This is a genomic window from Pseudoneobacillus rhizolycopersici (genome assembly GCF_054786815.1).
Genome location: NZ_JBTOOE010000001.1, coordinates 20,111 through 38,498 on the forward strand (window position 1 = coordinate 20,111; position 18,388 = coordinate 38,498).

General features: G+C 33.7%; 17 protein-coding genes. All 17 read left to right on the top strand.

Going from position 1 to position 18,388, the window contains the following annotated elements; all coding sequences use genetic code 11:
- Nucleotides 1–127 precede the first annotated feature (127 nt).
- The 17 genes from ACX9YW_RS00125 (at nucleotide 128) to ppsA (ending at nucleotide 18,305) form a co-directional block, all read left to right on the top strand.
- Nucleotides 128–583 (top strand): NUDIX hydrolase, encoded by a 456-nt coding sequence (locus ACX9YW_RS00125; protein WP_460339966.1) that lies wholly within the window; start codon nucleotides 128–130, stop codon nucleotides 581–583.
- A gap of 215 nt (nucleotides 584–798) precedes the next feature.
- Entirely contained in the window at nucleotides 799–981 is a 183-nt protein-coding gene (locus ACX9YW_RS00130) for a DUF6366 family protein (RefSeq protein WP_460339969.1), read from the top strand.
- A gap of 99 nt (nucleotides 982–1,080) precedes the next feature.
- Complete coding sequence (locus ACX9YW_RS00135; RefSeq protein ID WP_460339972.1) at nucleotides 1,081–1,314, top strand: hypothetical protein; 234 nt, start codon at nucleotides 1,081–1,083, stop codon at nucleotides 1,312–1,314.
- A gap of 954 nt (nucleotides 1,315–2,268) precedes the next feature.
- A complete protein-coding gene (locus ACX9YW_RS00140; RefSeq protein ID WP_460339974.1) occupies nucleotides 2,269–2,541 on the top strand; it encodes a hypothetical protein in 273 nt (90 codons plus the stop codon).
- Nucleotides 2,542–2,845: 304 nt separating this feature from the next.
- A complete protein-coding gene (locus ACX9YW_RS00145) occupies nucleotides 2,846–3,391 on the top strand; it encodes an RNA polymerase sigma factor (protein ID WP_460339977.1) in 546 nt (181 codons plus the stop codon).
- Nucleotides 3,378–4,193, top strand: a complete 816-nt coding sequence (locus tag ACX9YW_RS00150) for a hypothetical protein (RefSeq protein ID WP_460339980.1) — start codon at nucleotides 3,378–3,380, stop codon at nucleotides 4,191–4,193. The genes ACX9YW_RS00145 and ACX9YW_RS00150 overlap by 14 nt, the downstream gene beginning before the upstream one ends.
- Nucleotides 4,194–4,219: 26 nt before the next feature.
- Nucleotides 4,220–4,432 (top strand): hypothetical protein, encoded by a 213-nt coding sequence (locus ACX9YW_RS00155; protein WP_460339983.1) that lies wholly within the window; start codon nucleotides 4,220–4,222, stop codon nucleotides 4,430–4,432.
- 326 nt (nucleotides 4,433–4,758) lie between these two features.
- A complete protein-coding gene (locus ACX9YW_RS00160) occupies nucleotides 4,759–4,905 on the top strand; it encodes a hypothetical protein (RefSeq protein WP_460339986.1) in 147 nt (48 codons plus the stop codon).
- 620 nt (nucleotides 4,906–5,525) lie between these two features.
- Nucleotides 5,526–6,689 (top strand): serine hydrolase domain-containing protein, encoded by a 1,164-nt coding sequence (locus ACX9YW_RS00165; protein WP_460339989.1) that lies wholly within the window; start codon nucleotides 5,526–5,528, stop codon nucleotides 6,687–6,689.
- Between the two features lie 151 nt (nucleotides 6,690–6,840).
- Nucleotides 6,841–7,620, top strand: a complete 780-nt coding sequence (locus ACX9YW_RS00170) for a hypothetical protein (protein WP_460339992.1) — start codon at nucleotides 6,841–6,843, stop codon at nucleotides 7,618–7,620.
- Between the two features lie 250 nt (nucleotides 7,621–7,870).
- Nucleotides 7,871–8,311, top strand: a complete 441-nt coding sequence (locus tag ACX9YW_RS00175; RefSeq protein ID WP_460339995.1) for an NUDIX domain-containing protein — start codon at nucleotides 7,871–7,873, stop codon at nucleotides 8,309–8,311.
- A 304-nt stretch (nucleotides 8,312–8,615) separates the two neighbouring features.
- Nucleotides 8,616–10,673, top strand: a complete 2,058-nt coding sequence (locus tag ACX9YW_RS00180; protein ID WP_460339999.1) for a peptidoglycan D,D-transpeptidase FtsI family protein — start codon at nucleotides 8,616–8,618, stop codon at nucleotides 10,671–10,673.
- 654 nt (nucleotides 10,674–11,327) lie between these two features.
- On the top strand, nucleotides 11,328–12,614 hold the full coding sequence (locus ACX9YW_RS00185) for an ATP-binding protein (RefSeq protein ID WP_460340002.1): 1,287 nt from the start codon (nucleotides 11,328–11,330) through the stop codon (nucleotides 12,612–12,614).
- A gap of 151 nt (nucleotides 12,615–12,765) precedes the next feature.
- Nucleotides 12,766–13,203 carry a VOC family protein gene (locus tag ACX9YW_RS00190; RefSeq protein ID WP_460340004.1) on the top strand — a complete coding sequence of 146 codons (438 nt, stop codon included), beginning with the start codon at nucleotides 12,766–12,768 and terminating at the stop codon, nucleotides 13,201–13,203.
- 480 nt (nucleotides 13,204–13,683) lie between these two features.
- Nucleotides 13,684–14,025 carry a hypothetical protein gene (locus tag ACX9YW_RS00195; RefSeq protein WP_460340007.1) on the top strand — a complete coding sequence of 114 codons (342 nt, stop codon included), beginning with the start codon at nucleotides 13,684–13,686 and terminating at the stop codon, nucleotides 14,023–14,025.
- Nucleotides 14,026–14,219: 194 nt separating this feature from the next.
- Complete coding sequence (gene mraY / locus ACX9YW_RS00200; RefSeq protein ID WP_460340010.1) at nucleotides 14,220–15,176, top strand: phospho-N-acetylmuramoyl-pentapeptide-transferase; 957 nt, start codon at nucleotides 14,220–14,222, stop codon at nucleotides 15,174–15,176.
- Nucleotides 15,177–15,704: 528 nt separating this feature from the next.
- Nucleotides 15,705–18,305, top strand: coding sequence for a phosphoenolpyruvate synthase (ppsA, locus tag ACX9YW_RS00205; protein ID WP_460340013.1), 2,601 nt, complete (start codon nucleotides 15,705–15,707; stop codon nucleotides 18,303–18,305).
- Nucleotides 18,306–18,388: the final 83 nt, after the last annotated feature.

The window sequence follows — 18,388 nt, forward strand, 5'->3', positions numbered from 1 at the left end:
AATATACAGGATCTTATTCAAATCCTTAGCGTATCTTGGACTTTATTAATATAGGGATTATAGACCAGGTTAGTGAAAGAAAGCTAAACAGGTAAATGTCCGTTAAAAGGGAATTGGGGAGAATCAGATGTCGCAAGATGGAATTGTTTTAGTAGCAAGTGTGTCAATCTTTCATGACGATAAGGTCTTGATTATCAAAGAGAGTAAACCTACTGCAATGGATAAGTGGAACTTTCCAAGTGGTCATGTCGAAAACGGTGAGGATATTCTCTATTCAGCTCAGAGGGAAGTTAAAGAGGAAACAGGGTTTGATGTAAAACTTATTGGTACTACTGGTGTATATAATTTTGTTAGTAATACAAACAATCAAGTTATTTTATTTCATTTTGTTGGTGAGATTACAGGAGGTTCTCTAAATCTCGAAGAAGATGTCATTTCTGACAGCAAGTGGATAAAAGTAAAGGAACTTGTAACATTTGAAAACAAAGACATACGAGAACCCCGTGTAATGAAGCAAATAATTAATAACTTAATAGAAGAGAAAATACACCCAATTAGCGTGTATAATGAGCAACTAATTTGAATCACACTTGTTCAACTAATGGAAGCAATTGTCCCTTAATAATTCATTTGTAGAAGTCCAAAATATGCAAGGTTCTTTATAAAACCAAGTGTATTTGGACTTTTTACATGTGTATGGGTATTAAGGGAAAAAGAGTGATTTAAAAAAAGAAAGAAACTTTATTCTCTTTAAATCGTAAATAAGTTTAATGAGATTATCAGAGGTGGAGGGGTATTATGTCCGAGGAAGAAAGAGAAAGATTAAAAGCAAAAGAACTTCGGAAAAATCCTGTCGGTGCCCTGAACAACGCTTTTACTCGGGCTTATACTGGAGCTCCAAGTAGTGGCTGTTTCGTTAATATTATTTCTGTTTTAATCATTATTGCAATTCTTTTGTTAGTAAGGGCTTGCTCAAGCTAATCTTATAGAAGAATGGTAAGCAATTCTACCATGGTTATTATTACATAATTAACCAATTAATAAACCTATTTTAAATATGTGAAAGGTGTGTTGGATAATTTGGCTTTATTTATCGGGGTATTGTTCATTTTCTGGGGAATCCTTGTCATCTATTCATCTTTGTTCAGAATGAAAAAAGGGGATTATAAAGATAAGGGTGGTATCCGTGTGCACTATATTGAGTTTGAATTTTTATTTAGATTATTAAGTAGACTTCCGTTTGTTGTAATTAAGGGATTCACAATATTAATTGGAATCGCATTCTTTATCTTTGGAACAGTTTTCATTATTTGAAAAAGGACTTCTAATCGAAGTCCTTTTGTTATATTAAAAATCAACAATAATGATTAACATAGACAAATGAAAGTAAGTTTAATGGAAAGGAACGCTTCCATGGTTATTGGTTAAATATTTGAAAGGGTCTGTTGTTACATCCATGTGTTACTTCATTACTCTTTTAATTGCTTTCAGTCTCTATAATGTAATTTTTGAAATACCTTTTGACAGAAATAGAATCATATCTGGGATATTCGTTGGATCATTTGTTACTACCTTTCCTTAAGTTTTATTGGGAATTTTAATGATTGTCATAAACAAGAATAATCCATTAAGTGATTCATTTTTAATTGGTCTTTTTGTCGTTTTATCAGAACGGGTTTCTCTATATTTAATTGGATGGAGTTTTGTAAGTTCAGGAACAGACGGATGGACCAATGAAAATTTTTTATCCCCAATAAACTTTGTATGGGCAGAAGCGTTACCTTATTTTACACCTTTCTATATAATCGTTGGGGGTAATATAAGTCTTATCACATGTCTTAGTACTATTTTATTGAGTTTAAAGATGTTGAAAAATGGAGAATTTAATCCCAAAGTAACATAATCATGCCCTTCATCAACGCCTTAAGATGTTCATGGTCCCCAGTATAAATAAAGCTAGTTCGGTTAAGGAGAAGTGGATGGAGTTTTTTGATTTTGTTTTTGACCCTTTCACAGGATTAACAACTTTGTTTTATTTAGGTCTTCTATTAATGCTATATGGATTACTGAGGTTATTAAATTTACTTTGAGTATTTTACTAACGATGACCTAATCTTCCATTGTAAATAATCCAGATATGCTTGAAACATACGGAATTTTATTATGCAACATTTGAACAAAATTTGTATTTGTTCTGCTTATTTTTTTGGCTTATCAAACAATAGTAGCTGATAGTGGAAAAGGTTCTCGCAATGGAGGAACAAAACAATGAACAGTCTTTTAACAGAAAATTGGATAGTCACTTTTGTAATCACAACGGCATCTGTCTATTTGATATTAATCAAATTTTTTAAAGCAAGTACCATACAAAGGAACAATTTTATTATAAGCTATGTAATTTTAGTGCTAATTTTGGATGCGATATTCATTCTAAATAGAGAAGAAGTGAGTCCTGAATTATTTAAGGGGTTATCAATGGGCTTATTAATGGGAATGGTTTTTGCTGTATTAAGAAAAAGCAAGAACTCTGGTAATGTTTGAAAATCGCTAATAAAAAGCTGAAAATATACAGGTATTTATTCAATTTACCTGCAATATTTTTAGCTTTTTCTTTTATTTATGTAGAAAAGACGCAGCTTCAGGGAAGGATTATTTATCCAGGTTAACGAAAACCTATTAAACCACATTTAATGATGGCGTATGGTTGAATGCATGCATTACTAAAATGGTAATGCTTTTCTTTTATATAAAAAGCAACGTTTCAAAAATATTCAACTTAAACAACGAACCTTTTCTAATTTCAATGTGTATATAAGGTGAAGTTATGAAGAAAGGAGGAGAGATTTTGGAAACCAAAATAATAAAGGAAGAGGCAAACAGAATTTTCAATGAGTTCTCACCGTATGTTTATAGGACTGCTTTATTGCTAACGAAATCTGAATCACTTGCTGATGATGTAACGCAGGAAACATTTATTAAAGTATTTAAAAACTATCACTCATTTGATAAGACCAAGCCAATTAAACCCTGGATCTATAAAATTACTGTTAATACATTCCGTAATATGCATCGCAGGCAAAGGTGGCTCAAATTTATTGGTTTTGTTCCAGATATGCCGACAGAACATAATACGGTAGAACGTTCAATTTTACAAGGAGAACAAAACCAGGAGATTTGTAATCAAATAGCCAGATTATCGACTAAAAGCAGAGAGATAATTGTGCTGTATTATTATGCTGAACTGAAATTAATTGAAGTTGCATCCATATTAGATATTCCTATTGGAACGTGTAAATCAAGATTAAATAGGGCACTAAAAGAATTACGAAAGCAACTATGCGATAAGAGTTTTTACATAAATCAAGGAGGCGATATTTGTGAAGAAAATTAACGATTTGGATGTTAAGAATCACCTACAAAAGTATGGAAAAGATTTAAATCCGTCGGTTACTTTTGAACAAGTGTGGAACAGATATTCTCTTGAAAAGAATGAAAACAAAAATATTTTTTCACGTTCCAAATTAGCATATATCTTAAGTGCTGCGATATTATTGTTGATCGTTGTTCCAGTTAGTGCTGCCGTATTACCCATTGAATGGAATGGAATTAAAATAACGATTCATGATGATAATGGGGAAAATGCACGAATAGATCGATTTAAGGAATTTCTTTTTGGCCCCAGCCCTACCACTAAGGAAGTTATCGAAAATACAATAAACAAATCACTAAATATGAAGGGCACAGTGTCTTTGAAAGAAGCCGAAAAGGAATTTCCGTTTTCCATTTTGAGGCCCGAAGAAACTTTTACTCCTACAAAGTCCATTGGAGCATTGATGAATAGTAATTTGCAGGAGAACGGCGGTAAGGAAAATCTTATTGGCTATAATTATGTTTTTCATGATTTTTATGAAAAACATAATAAATGGGCTATTGTTACTCAGAGTATAAATCAAGCCGCAACGGATTATTTGACTGGTAATGTTGACAGTATGTCGAGTGCATTTTCGAGTAGATGGGAAAATGTTAAGTTGAACGATAACACGGTGGCAATGTTTGCAACTGGTGATAAAGAAAATACCTTATTACTAAATTATAAAACAAAAGACCTCAAAATCATTGAGCTAAAAGTGATTGGTAATCAATCTAAAGAAGAATTAATAAAGCTTGCAGAAGCGTATATGAATAATAATTAAGTTCAGCATTTACTTGGATAGTTTCTTTGGATGATTGCAAAAAGGATATTATCCTAATTGACTTAACAGGTGAGTGGGAGAAAGAAAGGGTTCAAGAAATGGTCGCTCCGGCGGTCATTTTTTTCTTTTTGAAGTACGTGGAAGGTTATATGGTCTATTTGATTTTAAGAAAGTTCTTACCTTGTAGATTAGGTGCGATTTATGGTATTACAACTGATGCAGTAACTTTTTGTATATGAGGAAAACTATTGGTCAAATGAGGGAAATATGTATGTGCTACTATCGAAAGTTTTGAGTTTGGATATGTCTATACATTAGAGCAAATAGGTCATTAGCATGAGTATCAACTAAGGGTAAGGAGAGTTAAGTGATTTAACCATTAGTCGCTTATTAAACAAACAAGGCAAGAGTTTGAAACTGTATCTCCTTCTACAGCATTTTTTGTTTGTTTCATTATATGTTCAGACAGTTCTACAAAATTAAATAAAAGTGACATCCATATAATTGTATATTTCCTATCCTCTCCATAGATAATATGAGAGATTAACGAAAGGAGATGAACAAGATGGAGACGAAGGATGATTTTTTAACCGGGGCTAAAGTAACGAAAGATAATCAAATCTATGGAACGCCTAATAGCAAGAACAAAAATGGTACCGGTGACTCACCAAACGATAATGTCAGTAAGAAAAAAAAGGGACTTGGGCAGTAAATAAAAACAAAATAAATACACTTGGATGCTATTTGTACCACTAGTTTTGAAAAAAATTAGTCAGGTAAACAACTAGTTAATTTGGGAACCGATTGGCGATGCTTATGGATGCATCGCCATTTCCTTGTTTGACTAAAAGAATCAGGATCATTGCAGTGGAAGTAACTGACAGATTTCAGCCACACATCAATCTTAAATATCCGGCTAGTATCGGTGATGAAGCAGGTGGCCGTCAGCACCTGAACGTCATCACTCTCTATCGTTGTCGTGATGCCCGAAGTTTTGAATTTTACGGTATTGTTTAAATGGAGTTAGGATATACAGACAAAACGACCGTCAAAATAAACATTTGTAATCAATATCAAGTAAGACTAACAATTTTGCAAGAGTCCCAGCAAACAGGTAAGTTAGTGGCTTTATAGAATATGAAATTAATAGAACCTTACTTAATCATAATGGTATAATAAGTTAAAAATGTAAATAATCTCTTTTACTTCATTTATTAAAGGGAGAAAAGCAAATAACATTCGAATCAGGTTTGTTGGAAAAGTTTAATTGATAATGAAAGAGAATTGATTTAGAAATTAGCGATTCTTGATATTTTTTTGGGGGAAATTTAAATGGAAAATAACAATAATAGACTAGAGGAAAAAAATTACATACAAACATTTCTTTCATATATGTTTAGAAATAAGTTCACAGTTCCATACGATGATTATCATTACTTTTCAACTAAGAAACTCCCAATAGATTATAATCCATACTATTTTAAAGAATCTCCAAATAAACTGGATTTTTCATCGATCGAATACTTACATAAAGGAAAAAAAAGAACTGCTGACTTCAATCAATTTATGGAGAATACCGGTACAACTGCGTTACTTATTATAAAAAATGATACAATTTTTTATGAGGGTTATTTTAATGAGCATAAAAGAAATACACCTCAAAAGTTGTTTTCTATTACAAAATCATTTATTTCTGCTCTTGTTGGGATTGCTATTGATACTGGTTATATTAAAAGTGTTGATGATTTCGTTTCTTCTTATATACCCGAAATTAAACTGAGAAATATCAAAATCAAACACCTTCTTCAAATGGATGCAGGAATAAAATACAAGGAAGGCCATTTTCCTTGGAGAGACGAGGCAAAAGTTTATTTGCACCCGAATGGAAGGCAATTGGCACTGTCTGTTGTAGAGGATACGAATGATCATTTTTTTCATTATAATGATTACCATTTGTTAATATTAGGTCTGATTCTTGAAAGGACAACAGGAAAAAGTGTAACAGACTTTTTTTATGAGAAATTTTGGAGTCAATTAGGAATGGAATTTCCAGGTTCAATGATCGTAGATAGTGAAAAGTATCAATTTGAAAAGATTGAGAGTGGGTTGGTCATGACCGCAATAGATTTAGCTAAGTTCGGTAGTTTATACTTAAAAAAGGGTGAATGGGAAGGTAAACAAATTATTAGCCGAGACTGGATTGAGACTTCAGTAAGTCCAATTAATGTACCAACATATAGTGATCATTTCCGATATTATCATAAACATCCATGGGGAAAAATGTGGTTTAATCAAAATAAAGCCTATTATAAATATTTATGGTGGGGACATTTAAACAACCAAACGAATAATGACTATTTTGCTTTAGGGGCATTAGGACAAGTTCTTTATGTTAGCCCAGAAAACAATACCATTGCTATTCGTCTTGGAAGAAAATGGGGAGTTATGGACTGGTGGCCAACAATCTTATATAAATTAATTAATTCTTCCATTTAATTATGTTGTTGCATAAAACTAAATACTGGTTCAATAAAAGATTGTGAAGGAGTGTACTGTAGCTAAAGATTGGTTTCTACTAGATAAGTAGTAAATGAGTTAATAGAAGGTATTGAGGATGAGAACCCTTAAGGACTAGGGGGAAAAAGCTATGAAATATTTATTCTTAATTAGTTTACTAATAATCGGTAGCATGACTTTTATAGGTTGTGGTACAAGTAGTGAAAATAAGACGGAAGGAAACAATGTCCAATTGTCTTTAACTGAGGAAGATTCTTCTGAAAGTAAGGAAGAGAAACACATAACAACAAAGATTGGTTCCTATGAAGCTAATAATTCTGAATCGAATTTACGGAAAAAATTGATTCTTACTATTGAAAAACCGAATCAAGTGCCTATCCAAATAGATATTAAGAAGTACATACCAGTTCTTGTATCATACTTAGAACAGTTTGATGAACCTGAAAGGGAAATGAATAGAATTCAAAGTAACTATTTGTTTTCAAACCAAGAAAGGGACTTCTTTCTCTTAAGTTACAATTGTGGAATTAAGATTTGTAACCAACTCTTTTTAGAGCATTATCAAGGCGACATTAAATCGATTGAAGTGTCAGAGGCGAGTTTCCTTCAAGATTTCAAACGCAGTAATACTTATTTAGCATTTCTCTTTGGAAGAAATGAAGGTACAGAAGTCATTAGAAACCAAGTCGTTATTTTCAACTTGCAGGACTTTCAAAAAACAAATCTGCCAGAGGACTTGGGAATATTGGAATCCTTCGAATTCCCGATACTAAGTATTGAATGGAAGGATGGGGTATTTATCTCCACTGTTGCTGTTGTAGAGGATACCTCCTATGATTGTATTATAGAATGGAATAAAAATAATAAAGTGCCTATTCAAAAATTAAAATGGAACATTCAGGAAACATAGGATTGGTGGAGAATGATTAGATACTTCAATAACATACATTTATCACTTTTAGCCAACTAATAGAATATGATAATAAAAATTCTATTGCAATTAAATGTCTTTTAACTGTAATTAAATATTAACCTCTTGAATAGCTAAGGCACCCACCGTTTATCCATATTACTAGCTTTACAGTTGTGGAAATAAATGGTAAAAATACGAAGTTTGTATTAGAAGGAGACATCAATCATAAAGATAGGGTTGATAACTAATGATAAGAAAAGCTGTTGGTGCTATTGTATTTCAAAATGATAAATATTTATTAGTACACAAAACAAAAATTAATACAAATACAGGAAAAGAGACGATTAATGGTGAATGGGATTTTATTAAAGGTGGAGTAAAAGAGACTGATGCTGACCTGGAACAAGCTGTATTACGGGAAATAAAAGAAGAAACTGGTTCGACTGACTATAAGATAATGAAGCAATTTAATGAAAAAATTTGTTTTGATTTCCCTGAGGAGTTAAAAGCAAAGGTGGGTTTTGATAGACAAGAAACTACCATGTTTCTTGTTGAATTTATTGGAGACGTTAACTCAATCAGACCACTTGATAATGAAATTAGTGATTTTATATTTGTAGAACAAGAAAAGGTGATAGAAATATTAACTCATTTTGATACAATGGATTTTTTTCTAAAATCAATTTAAGTTATCATATTTGTTAAATATTTTAAGTCTTTGTGAAATTATTTTATTAAACATACATACTAGATTTTTTATTTAAGGAAGTAAAGGTAGCTTTAAACTACTAATATAGTAAGTCGAGAATATACGGGATTTTATTCATTCTTGTATAAGCTCGGCTTATTTGAATTAAGGAAAGTAACATATGCAGGTTCGGTTCATTGATGGGATTGTCGATATAGTTATTGGTAAATAATACCTCATTTTGAAAAATATGATAAAATATTCATAATTGTTCTGATTTATTAATTTTTTAGGGTGAATGAATATGGAAGTAAAGAAAAACACTAACTTACCCATACGGTTAAACGTATTGTTCATAATTGTTTTTTTCTGTTTCAGTATCCTTGTCATTAAACTAGGGACACTTCAAATCATTCATGGAGAGGATTACCGAAAAGAAGTTACCAAAACAGAGAACTACATTGTTAGTGAGCCAGTACCTAGAGGAAAAATATATGATAGATATGGAAGACTAATTGTAGATAATCAAGGCAAGTATGCTATTACTTATATAAGATCTCCAGGTTTAAAGAATACTGAAGTATTAAGTATAGCCAGAAAACTATCTAAAATTATTCATGTTAACACTGATAAACTTACAGAAAGAGATTTAATGGATTATTGGATTCTCACTCGTCCTGACAAAGCGAAAGCAAAACTCACAAAAGCAGAACTTGGAAATAAGAAGATAACGTCTGCTGAACTTTACAAGATTCAGCTCAGTAGAATAAATGCTGAGGATCTATCAGAGATAAAGATGGCAGAGAAAAACGTGGCTGCAATCTATCGTGAGATGACCAAAGACTATGTATTAACACCCCAAATCATAAAAAATATTGATGTAACAACTAAAGAAGTAGCAGTTGTCAGTGAACATTTACATGAATTACCTGGGGTAGATGTCATTACGGATTGGGACAGAATTTACCCAAATGGTGGGGCTTTTCGCTCTATACTAGGAAATATAAGTTCACCTGAGGAAGGATTGCCAAGCGAATTATTAAGTTTCTATCTAGCTAAGGATTATAACCGGAATGATCGTGTAGGTAAAAGTCAAATAGAATACCAATACGAAGATGTTCTGAGGGGCGGGAAAGCCAAAACAGAATATAGTGTGAACCAAAAAGGAAAAGTAGAACAAACTAAAGTCTTATCAGAAGGTCAGATGGGTAAAGATTTAGTATTAACGGTTGATCTAGAATTACAGAAGCAAGTTGAGGCTATTGTAGAAAAAGAGTTAATTTCTGCAAAACAAAATGGTGGTGGGCCATTTTTAGATAGCGCCTTTGTAGTCATAACCAATCCAAGAACCGGTGAAATCCTTGCTTTGTCAGGGAAGAAATTAGTAGAGAAAGATGGGAGCTTTGAAGTAACCGATTTTGCCTTAGGAACTTATACATCTGCTTATGCGATGGGTTCCGTTGTTAAAGGAGCTACTATACTAACAGGTTATCAAACTGGAAGGATTGCACCAAATACATATTTAATTGACGAACCGTTGTATTTAGACGGGACTCCGGTAAAAAAATCCTATCAAACCATGAACCGAATTAATGATTTAGAAGCATTAAAGCGGTCATCCAACGTTTACATGTTTAAAACGGCTATTAGAATATTGGGGTCTGATTATTACTATAAGATGAAACTTCCGAGTAATCCAAAAGCCTTTGATACTTTTAAATATTACTTCAATCAGTTTGGTCTCGGTGTAAGAACAGGAATTGATTTACCGAATGAATCTATTGGGGTTCCAGGTGAAAATACTGCTACATCTGGATTGTTACTAGATTTTGCCATAGGTCAGTTCGCTACCTATACGCCCCTTCAATTAGCCCAGTACGTTTCAACTATAGCTAATGATGGGTATCGAGTTAAATTACAAATGGTCAAGGAAATTCGTGAGCCTTCCTTAGAGAGGGATTTAGGCAAGATTATTGATTCCTATGAACCAGTCATCCTTAACCGAATAGATATGAAAGATGAACATATTACCAGGGTACAAGAAGGGTTTAGACAAGTATTCCAAGAAAGTGGTGGAACGGCTACATCCTTCTTTAATTTCAAACCATATTCAGACTATAAAATAGCAGGTAAAACGGGAACGGCTCAATCTAATTACTATGATCCAATTGCCAAAAGAAATCTCACAGAATATCCCAGCTATAACCTGACGTTAGTCGGATATGCTCCTTTTGATCAACCAGAGGTTGCCTTTTCTATCGTAGTACCTTATGTAAAGACGGATAAACATCCAGTCAATAAATTAATTGGGCAGGAAATTATGAAAGCATACTTCGATTTGAAAAATCAAAATGATTTTTAAAATTAATCACTTATTGAAGTAACGAGGGCGATTTTTGTTTAAAATCGCTAAGAAAAAGCTGAAAATATACAGGTATTTATTCATTTCACCTGCTGTATTTTCAGCTTTTTCTTTCACTTTTGTAAAATAGCAGTCTAGTAACAGAACTCTAATATTGAAGGATATCAGCAAATATAAGGCGAATATATTTAGCAAAATAGTGAGATAAAATGGAGGAAAGTTTATGAGGTTATTTCGACGTATCCCCAAAAATAGCGAGCCAATAACTTTGAGCCATAAACAACTACGATTTTTATTAGGAAAGCAATTTGTTATTGGTATATTATTAGGGTTTATTATTCGAGAATTACTTATTAGATTCTGAACAAACATAGCGCATTTCTTCATGAAGGAGATATGCCTTTTTGAAGGAAGTGAATACCTTTAGGTAGAATATATATTTAGTAACAACAAAGTAGGTATTGGATGTATAAAGAACAAAAAGGTCAATTAGCTGATTAAAAGAAAAATATCTTAAGATTTTTAAAGGGAGATTAAGACATTTAATTTTATTGTTTTTCTGTTTCCACTTCCAAGCCATGAAAGAATAGGTGGACTAATCTTCAATTTGTACTTTTAGTATATAAATATCTTCTAAAGAATGGACTATTTTCTATGCAAATAACCAAACATTTATTGTTTAATTTTTCTATCTTAGTCGGTTTTGTGTTTATTTATCATATTTTAACTGACCGTAATGGACAAAAGGATTCAAAATTTTTATGGTTTCTTATGTTATTTTTTTCCCTTCTTGCGTGTTTTATTTTTAGTTTAGAGTTATCAAATTTATTTAGAATTGATCTTAGAATAATCCCTCTTGTATTAGCAGGACTATATTTTGATATGGGGTGGACCTTTATCCTCATTGCAATTTTCATACGTGCTTTACTTGGGGTAGATCATGGCTTCGTTATATTTACAGGTGTTTATATTGTATTAGCGTTTGTATTGAAATTACTCCACCCCAGGTTTATCCGACAATCATCATACAAGAAAATCATAACAACTATGGGTATTACACTCCTTACTCAATCTTTAATTATATTTTTTCGCCACCTCTACTTTGGGAGTATATGGGGAATGAGTATTCCATTTCTCGTTTTTCCTGTTATCGGTATAACTATATTTGTATATGTTATCGAATATATTCGCGAGACTGACCAATTGAAAAAAGAGATATACCAATCCAAAAAAATGAGTGCACTAGAGCATTTAGGGGCTGCTATTTCACATGAGATACGAAACCCATTAACTTCTGCCAAAGGTTTCGTCCAATTGGTAAAAGAACAGAAAGAAATTTCGGAAGAAAACCGATATTATCTTGAAATCGCTTTTGGAGAATTAAGCAAATCGGAAGGAGTCATTGAGGATTACCTCACATATACAAAACCAAGTTTAGAAGAAGTAATAGAATTGGATGTGTGTAGAGAACTTCAGACTGTTTCACGCACAATTAGCCCTTTAGCTAACCGTCACTCTGTAAATATCTTGGAAGATTTCCATTCGGTTGATTGTATTCTAGGGGATCGTGAAAAATTTAGGCAATGTCTGTTTAATGTGATTAAAAATGGGATTGAAAGCATGCCCCAAGGAGGAACTCTGAACTTAATGACTAAACAGTCTGAAAAAAATATCCTGATTATTATTGAAGATAATGGAATAGGAATGACACAAGCGCAAGTGAGTCGAATTGGGGAGCCTTACTACTCTACAAAGGAAGGAAATGGTACTGGCCTAGGTATGATGGTGGTCCAAAGTATTATTAGAGCTATGAAGGGGCAGTTGCGTATTCAAAGTAGAGTGGGGATAGGTACAAAGATTACAATCATATTTCCCTCAGCTAAATCTATGTCTCGATTCCAAACAAATTCTTCTCTAAATAGGGGCGAACTGTTTAGTTGACGGGATCAAGTCCCAGAAGAACGGCAGTCTAGAATACTTGTTCAACTAAAGTTCCTTTAGTTTGCTGAGCTTATTATAGCTTTTATTCATTAAGACTTGTTTGTCTCGGCTATTTTTATTGAAATTAACCGGAACATAGGGGGTATGAGAAATGAAGATCAATAGAATAGATCATGTGAGTATCAACGTAAATGATCTTTCAGGTGCAAAAGCATTTTTTCTTGATTTAGGTCTTGAAGTGAAAGCGGAATGGGAAATGGATGGAGAACAGTTGGACAGAATAGTTGGGCTTAATGGTGTTAAAACGGCATGTGTAGGATTGTGGATGCCAGACGGTCAGGCATGGATAGAGCTAGTCAAATATTATACGCCGGCAGATGAAAAAGATAATCAGCAAACCTTTGCAAATGCGCTGGGTATCCGACATATTTGCTTTGCTGTTGAAGATATTGAAGCTATTGTTGCAAAATTGAAAGAGAAGGGCACGGAAATCTTTAGTGAGATACAGCAATATGAAGAAAGCTACAAATTATGCTATGTTCGTGGTCCAGAGGGAATTATCTTAGAGTTGGCAGAGAAAATGAGATAAATATTGAATGGGACTTAATGGGGGCAATGGTAGCTTAAGCTGCTAAAACAGAATGCCGAGAGAAAATGAGTTTTTATCATAAAAACTTGTTTAGCTCGGTTTTTTTGCGTGAATGACAGAACCCGGCAGTTTAGTAGCTATGAAATAATCGTCTAGAATATTTACAGAAAATTAAATCAATTACTACACTTATGGTAAAATGGAAATATAAGGAGGCGTTTCAAAGAATAGAAGTCTTTAGTAATGACATTCTTTTAAGCTCTAAATGTCAATTAAAACGAACGAAGTGCAATGACTTAAGAGGATAATCGATTCTTGTTCTATCGGGACGGTTTATTTCATTAGTATGAATGATAAAGAAAAACGTAATAAGAAAGGATATTTAATATGTTATCTAAAAATTCTAGGATCATTTTATGTCCACTTTTATTTAGTTTTATACTTTATTTGTCATTTACACCGTGGGATTATACTCATTTTATGCAACATATAATGATGTTTTTGCTTTTGTTGGTTTTTCCCTTAGCGGTAACCATTAACTATATTCAGAATAAAATGAAGGCATTTTGGCTCTCTGCAATATTCTTTTTAATAGGGTTGCTAGCTCATTATCGTGGCTTCTATATGAAGGACCAATACTATGTTTTGGATTATATGATTAATAATAAAGTACAAGACACCATTGTAACGGAGAATAAAATCATTTATGGTGAACCCATTTCATTATGGTGGGTGGAAAGTGCCGTAATATATGTCTCGTTAAGTCTATTAGGATTAATAGTTGGTTATTTTTTCGAAAAGAAAAGGGATTCCTTTATATGAAAGGCAACTTACGGAGGATAGAGTTAATTAGAGGGATTGCTGAGGCGGTTCCTTTTTATTATTGCTATAAAGGGAGCAGGGTACTTACTTTTATCAAAATTCCCCTTTTTATTTTTCTTATCTTAGAATAGAGGTAATGAATGAGTTTTATAGAATTTATTATAAATAGAATAGAGAAAAGGAGTACATGAAAAGTGAGTGAACAAATAATCCCAGCGTTAATTGCTTTTATCGCAGTTTCCATTTTATCTCCACCATTAATTGGTGTTTTGAGAAAACTTAGGCTCATTCAACCGATAAGGAAAGAACTTCCTTCAGGTCATCAGTTAAAAAAAGGCACTCCGTTAATGTTTGGAATTATTCTTTTTGTAGGGATTATCGTATCGATTCTTTCTTCACCTACGCCATTAATGTATTTCTTGTCTATTACCTACATACTTTTTAGTTTTGTTGGGTTTTTGGATGATTTTTGGAAAGCTTCACGTCAAGATCCAGGAGGGGTATCGGGTAAGACTAAACTTATTTTTCAATTTATTTTTACTGGTACTTTGCTTTTTTACGTAATCAACGGACTAGGTGTTGACACCAACATTGCTATTAATAAAAATATTTCCTTGGAACTGCCCATGGTGTTATATGTCATTATCATTACCTTATTTGTCGTAGGTTCTGCAAATGCCATTAATTTCACGGATGGTTTAGACGGTCTTTTAGGAGTTGTGGCAATCCCTTCATACTTTTTCTTTTTTGTGGTTTCAGATAGTTCAGAGGTGCAAATTTTTTGTTTAATTATGATTGGATGTTTACTTGGGTTTCTCATTTATAATATATTTCCTGCAAAAGCATTTATGGGGGATACGGGATCATTAGCTATAGGGGGGTCGCTTTCATTTCTTGCTGTTATTGAAAAAGTTGAAATATTAATTCCCATTTTGTTCTTTATTTATTTTGCTGAACAACTTTCCGTTATTTTACAAGTTTCATCCTTTAAACTTACTAATAAGCGTATCTTTAAAATGACACCGATTCATTATCATTTTGGCTTAAAATATGGGTGGTCCGAAACTACTATTGTCACGGTTTTTGGATTTGTTTCTTGGTTTTGTGCTATTATTTGTTTAGCTTATTGGAGATTTCTTCTAAATCCATAAATAAAGTTAAAATCATGCCAATAATTATTAGCGGTAACCAGGCAATGCATAATACAGGAAAAAAAAACCAAGGACGGAAATCTGCCACAGCATAAATGATTGTACTAATTAATAGACCTATCATTAAATAAACGGAGATGATACCCATTTTGTCATTAAACTCCTTTTTAATATTATAGAAAGGTGTACTGATAGGGGTACCACATTTTGGCATAAAAAGAAGATTTTTTATAAGGTGATAGGATGTAGGTTACTTAACTAACAACTTGATATCTCTTATTAATATAAGGTATGGAGAATATAGACAGATTAAATGGATGAGAGATGTGTTTTACCATATTCATGCTGATTTCGAATGGATGAACCGGGGGCATTCGTTTTGAACTGTGTGGTAAGGTTTAGCTATTTTTTGAACTCTTCCTAATTTAATTATAGCATATAAAAAATGGTCAATATAGACTGTTTATTCTCATTTCGTCCTGCTACAATGCAATAGAACTTTAGTGAAATTTCTTGGGGGGATATGGAATGAATTCATTGGTTCTCGGTTTTCAGGAAATAGATAAAACACAGCTATTGCTTGTTGGTGGAAAAGGGTTGAATTTAGGGGAATTATTAAAAATTCAAGGAATACAAGTCCCAGAAGGATTTTGTGTAACAACAGTGGGATATCAAAAAGCTATCGAAAAAAATGAAATGTTTCAGAGATTATTAGATCAACTGTCAATACTAAAGATAGAGAATCTAAATCAAATTGGTGAAATCAGCAGGAAAATTCGCCAAACCATTATGGAAATAGAAATTCCTTCCGATGTTGTGAAGGCCATTGCTGATTATCTCTCCCAGTATGGCGATGAACATCCTTATGCCGTGCGTTCCAGTGCAACGGTTGAAGATTCACCACATTCCTCTTTTGCCGGCCAGCACGACACTTATTTAAATATCATCGGAAAAGAAGCCATTATGCAGCACATCAGCAAATGCTGGGCTTCCCTCTATAGTGATCGTGCGGTAATCTACCGCATGCAAAACGGATTCGACCACAGCAAGGTGTATATATCCGTTATTATTCAACGGATGGTTTTCCCACAGGCTTCAGGGATTTTATTTACCGCTGATCCAATTACATTTAACCGAAAGCTGCTATCCATCGATGCCGGTTTTGGACTTGGAGAAGCACTTGTCTCTGGTTTGGTATCTGCCGATTGTTACAAAGTAAAAGAACAAAAAATCGTTGAAAAGAGGATAGCTACCAAAAAGTTGGCTATCTACGGAAGAAAAGAAGGCGGAACAGAGACCGTGCCGATTGAACCTGATTTGCAAAAGTATCAAACACTTACTGATCACCAAATTATAAAACTGGCACGCATCGGAAGACAAATTGAAGCTTATTTTGGTTGCCCGCAAGATATTGAATGGTGTTTAGTTAATGAGACTTTTTATATCGTACAGAGTCGTCCAATCACGACTCTTTTCCCCATCCCTGAAGCGGATGATCAAGAAAATCACGTCTATGTATCTGTTGGTCATCAACAAATGATGACGGACCCCATCAAACCATTAGGATTGTCTTTTTACCTGTTAACGACTCCTGCACCCATGCGCAAAGCTGGTGGAAGATTATTTGTTGATGTCACACAACAATTGTCTACACCTGTCAGTAGAAACATTTTATTAAATGCCATGGGACAACACGATCCGCTCATGAAAGACGCCCTTATGAACATCATTGAGCGGGGAGATTTTATAAAATCATTATCAAAAGACAATAAAGCACCAAATCCCAGAAGAGGCAATACAGATATGCTGGCACAAATCGAAAACAATCCATCCATCGTTTCTGATTTGATTAAGCGTAGTCAAACATCGATAGAAGAGTTAAAACAAAACATCCAAATGAAATCAGGATTGGATTTATTTGATTTTATTCTAGAAGATATTCAGGAATTAAAGAAGATTTTATTTGACCCACAAAGTTCAGCTGTATTTATGGCCGCTATAAATGCTTCAACATGGATCAATGAAAAAATGAATGATTGGTTAGGTGAAAAAAACGCAGCAGACACGCTTTCTCAATCTGTACCAAACAATATTACTTCGGAAATGGGTCTGGCACTATTGGATGTTGCAGATGTGATTCGTCCTTATCCAGAAATAATTGATTATTTACAACATGTGAAAGATGATCACTTTTTGAATGAACTGGTTACGTTTGATGGTGGACAGGAATTAAGAGACGCATTCTCCGCTTTTCTAAACAAATACGGAATGCGGTGTTCCGGAGAAATCGATATGACGAAAACTCGTTGGAGTGAAAAACCAATTACACTTGTACCCATGATTATTGGTAACATCAAAAACTTTGAGCTTAATGCCAGCAATCGAAAATTTGAGCAAGGGCGGCAGGAAGCTTTGAAAAAAGAACAAGAGTTACTAGAACGATTGAAGCAATTGCCAGAAGGGGAACAAAAGGCCAAAGAAACAAAACGAATGATTGACCTAATCCGGAATTTCATCGGATATCGTGAATATCCCAAATACGGTATGATTAATCGCTACTTCATTTATAAGCAGGCTTTACTGAAAGTAGCCGAACAACTCGTGCAAGCGGGCGTTATTCATGAAAAAGAAGATATATACTACCTTACTTTTGAAGAACTTCGCGAAGTCGTACGTTCAAAAAAACTGGATTACCAAATCATCAACAAGCGAAAAGATGATTACAAATTATATGAAAAACTGACTCCCCCGCGCGTTATCACGTCTGATGGTGAAATCATGACAGGAGAGTACAAACGAGTAAATCTCCCAACCGAAGCCCTTGTTGGTCTGCCGGTTTCATCCGGAGTGATAGAGGGCCGAGCACGTGTCATCTTAAACATGGAAGATGCGGTTTTAGAAGAAGGAGATATATTAGTCACCACCTTTACTGACCCTAGCTGGACACCATTGTTTCTATCCATAAAAGGCCTAATAACTGAAGTTGGTGGACTGATGACGCATGGAGCAGTGATCGCACGTGAATATGGCTTGCCGGCAGTTGTCGGGGTGGAAAATGCCACAAAAATAATAAAAGATGGGCAACGAATTCTTGTCAACGGAACGGAAGGGTATATCCAAATTTTATAATGGCAAATACGTTCAGAATTAATACATCAATATGGCCAAATTTCCTATTTACAGAAAAGGATTAAATTGGACAGAAAGCGGCA

Excerpts from the sequence above, each read along its gene's own strand:
- ACX9YW_RS00125 (WP_460339966.1), top strand. The coding sequence starts at position 128 with ATGTCGCAAGATGGAATTGTTTTAGTAGCAAGTGTGTCAATCTTTCAT.
- ACX9YW_RS00130 (WP_460339969.1), top strand. The coding sequence starts at position 799 with ATGTCCGAGGAAGAAAGAGAAAGATTAAAAGCAAAAGAACTTCGGAAA.
- ACX9YW_RS00140 (WP_460339974.1), top strand. The coding sequence starts at position 2,269 with ATGAACAGTCTTTTAACAGAAAATTGGATAGTCACTTTTGTAATCACA.
- ACX9YW_RS00160 (WP_460339986.1), top strand. The coding sequence starts at position 4,759 with ATGGAGACGAAGGATGATTTTTTAACCGGGGCTAAAGTAACGAAAGAT.
- ACX9YW_RS00165 (WP_460339989.1), top strand. The coding sequence starts at position 5,526 with ATGGAAAATAACAATAATAGACTAGAGGAAAAAAATTACATACAAACA.
- ACX9YW_RS00170 (WP_460339992.1), top strand. The coding sequence starts at position 6,841 with ATGAAATATTTATTCTTAATTAGTTTACTAATAATCGGTAGCATGACT.
- ACX9YW_RS00175 (WP_460339995.1), top strand. The coding sequence starts at position 7,871 with ATGATAAGAAAAGCTGTTGGTGCTATTGTATTTCAAAATGATAAATAT.
- ACX9YW_RS00180 (WP_460339999.1), top strand. The coding sequence starts at position 8,616 with ATGGAAGTAAAGAAAAACACTAACTTACCCATACGGTTAAACGTATTG.
- ACX9YW_RS00185 (WP_460340002.1), top strand. The coding sequence starts at position 11,328 with ATGCAAATAACCAAACATTTATTGTTTAATTTTTCTATCTTAGTCGGT.
- ACX9YW_RS00190 (WP_460340004.1), top strand. The coding sequence starts at position 12,766 with ATGAAGATCAATAGAATAGATCATGTGAGTATCAACGTAAATGATCTT.
- ACX9YW_RS00195 (WP_460340007.1), top strand. The coding sequence starts at position 13,684 with ATGCAACATATAATGATGTTTTTGCTTTTGTTGGTTTTTCCCTTAGCG.
- ppsA (WP_460340013.1), top strand. The coding sequence starts at position 15,705 with ATGAATTCATTGGTTCTCGGTTTTCAGGAAATAGATAAAACACAGCTA.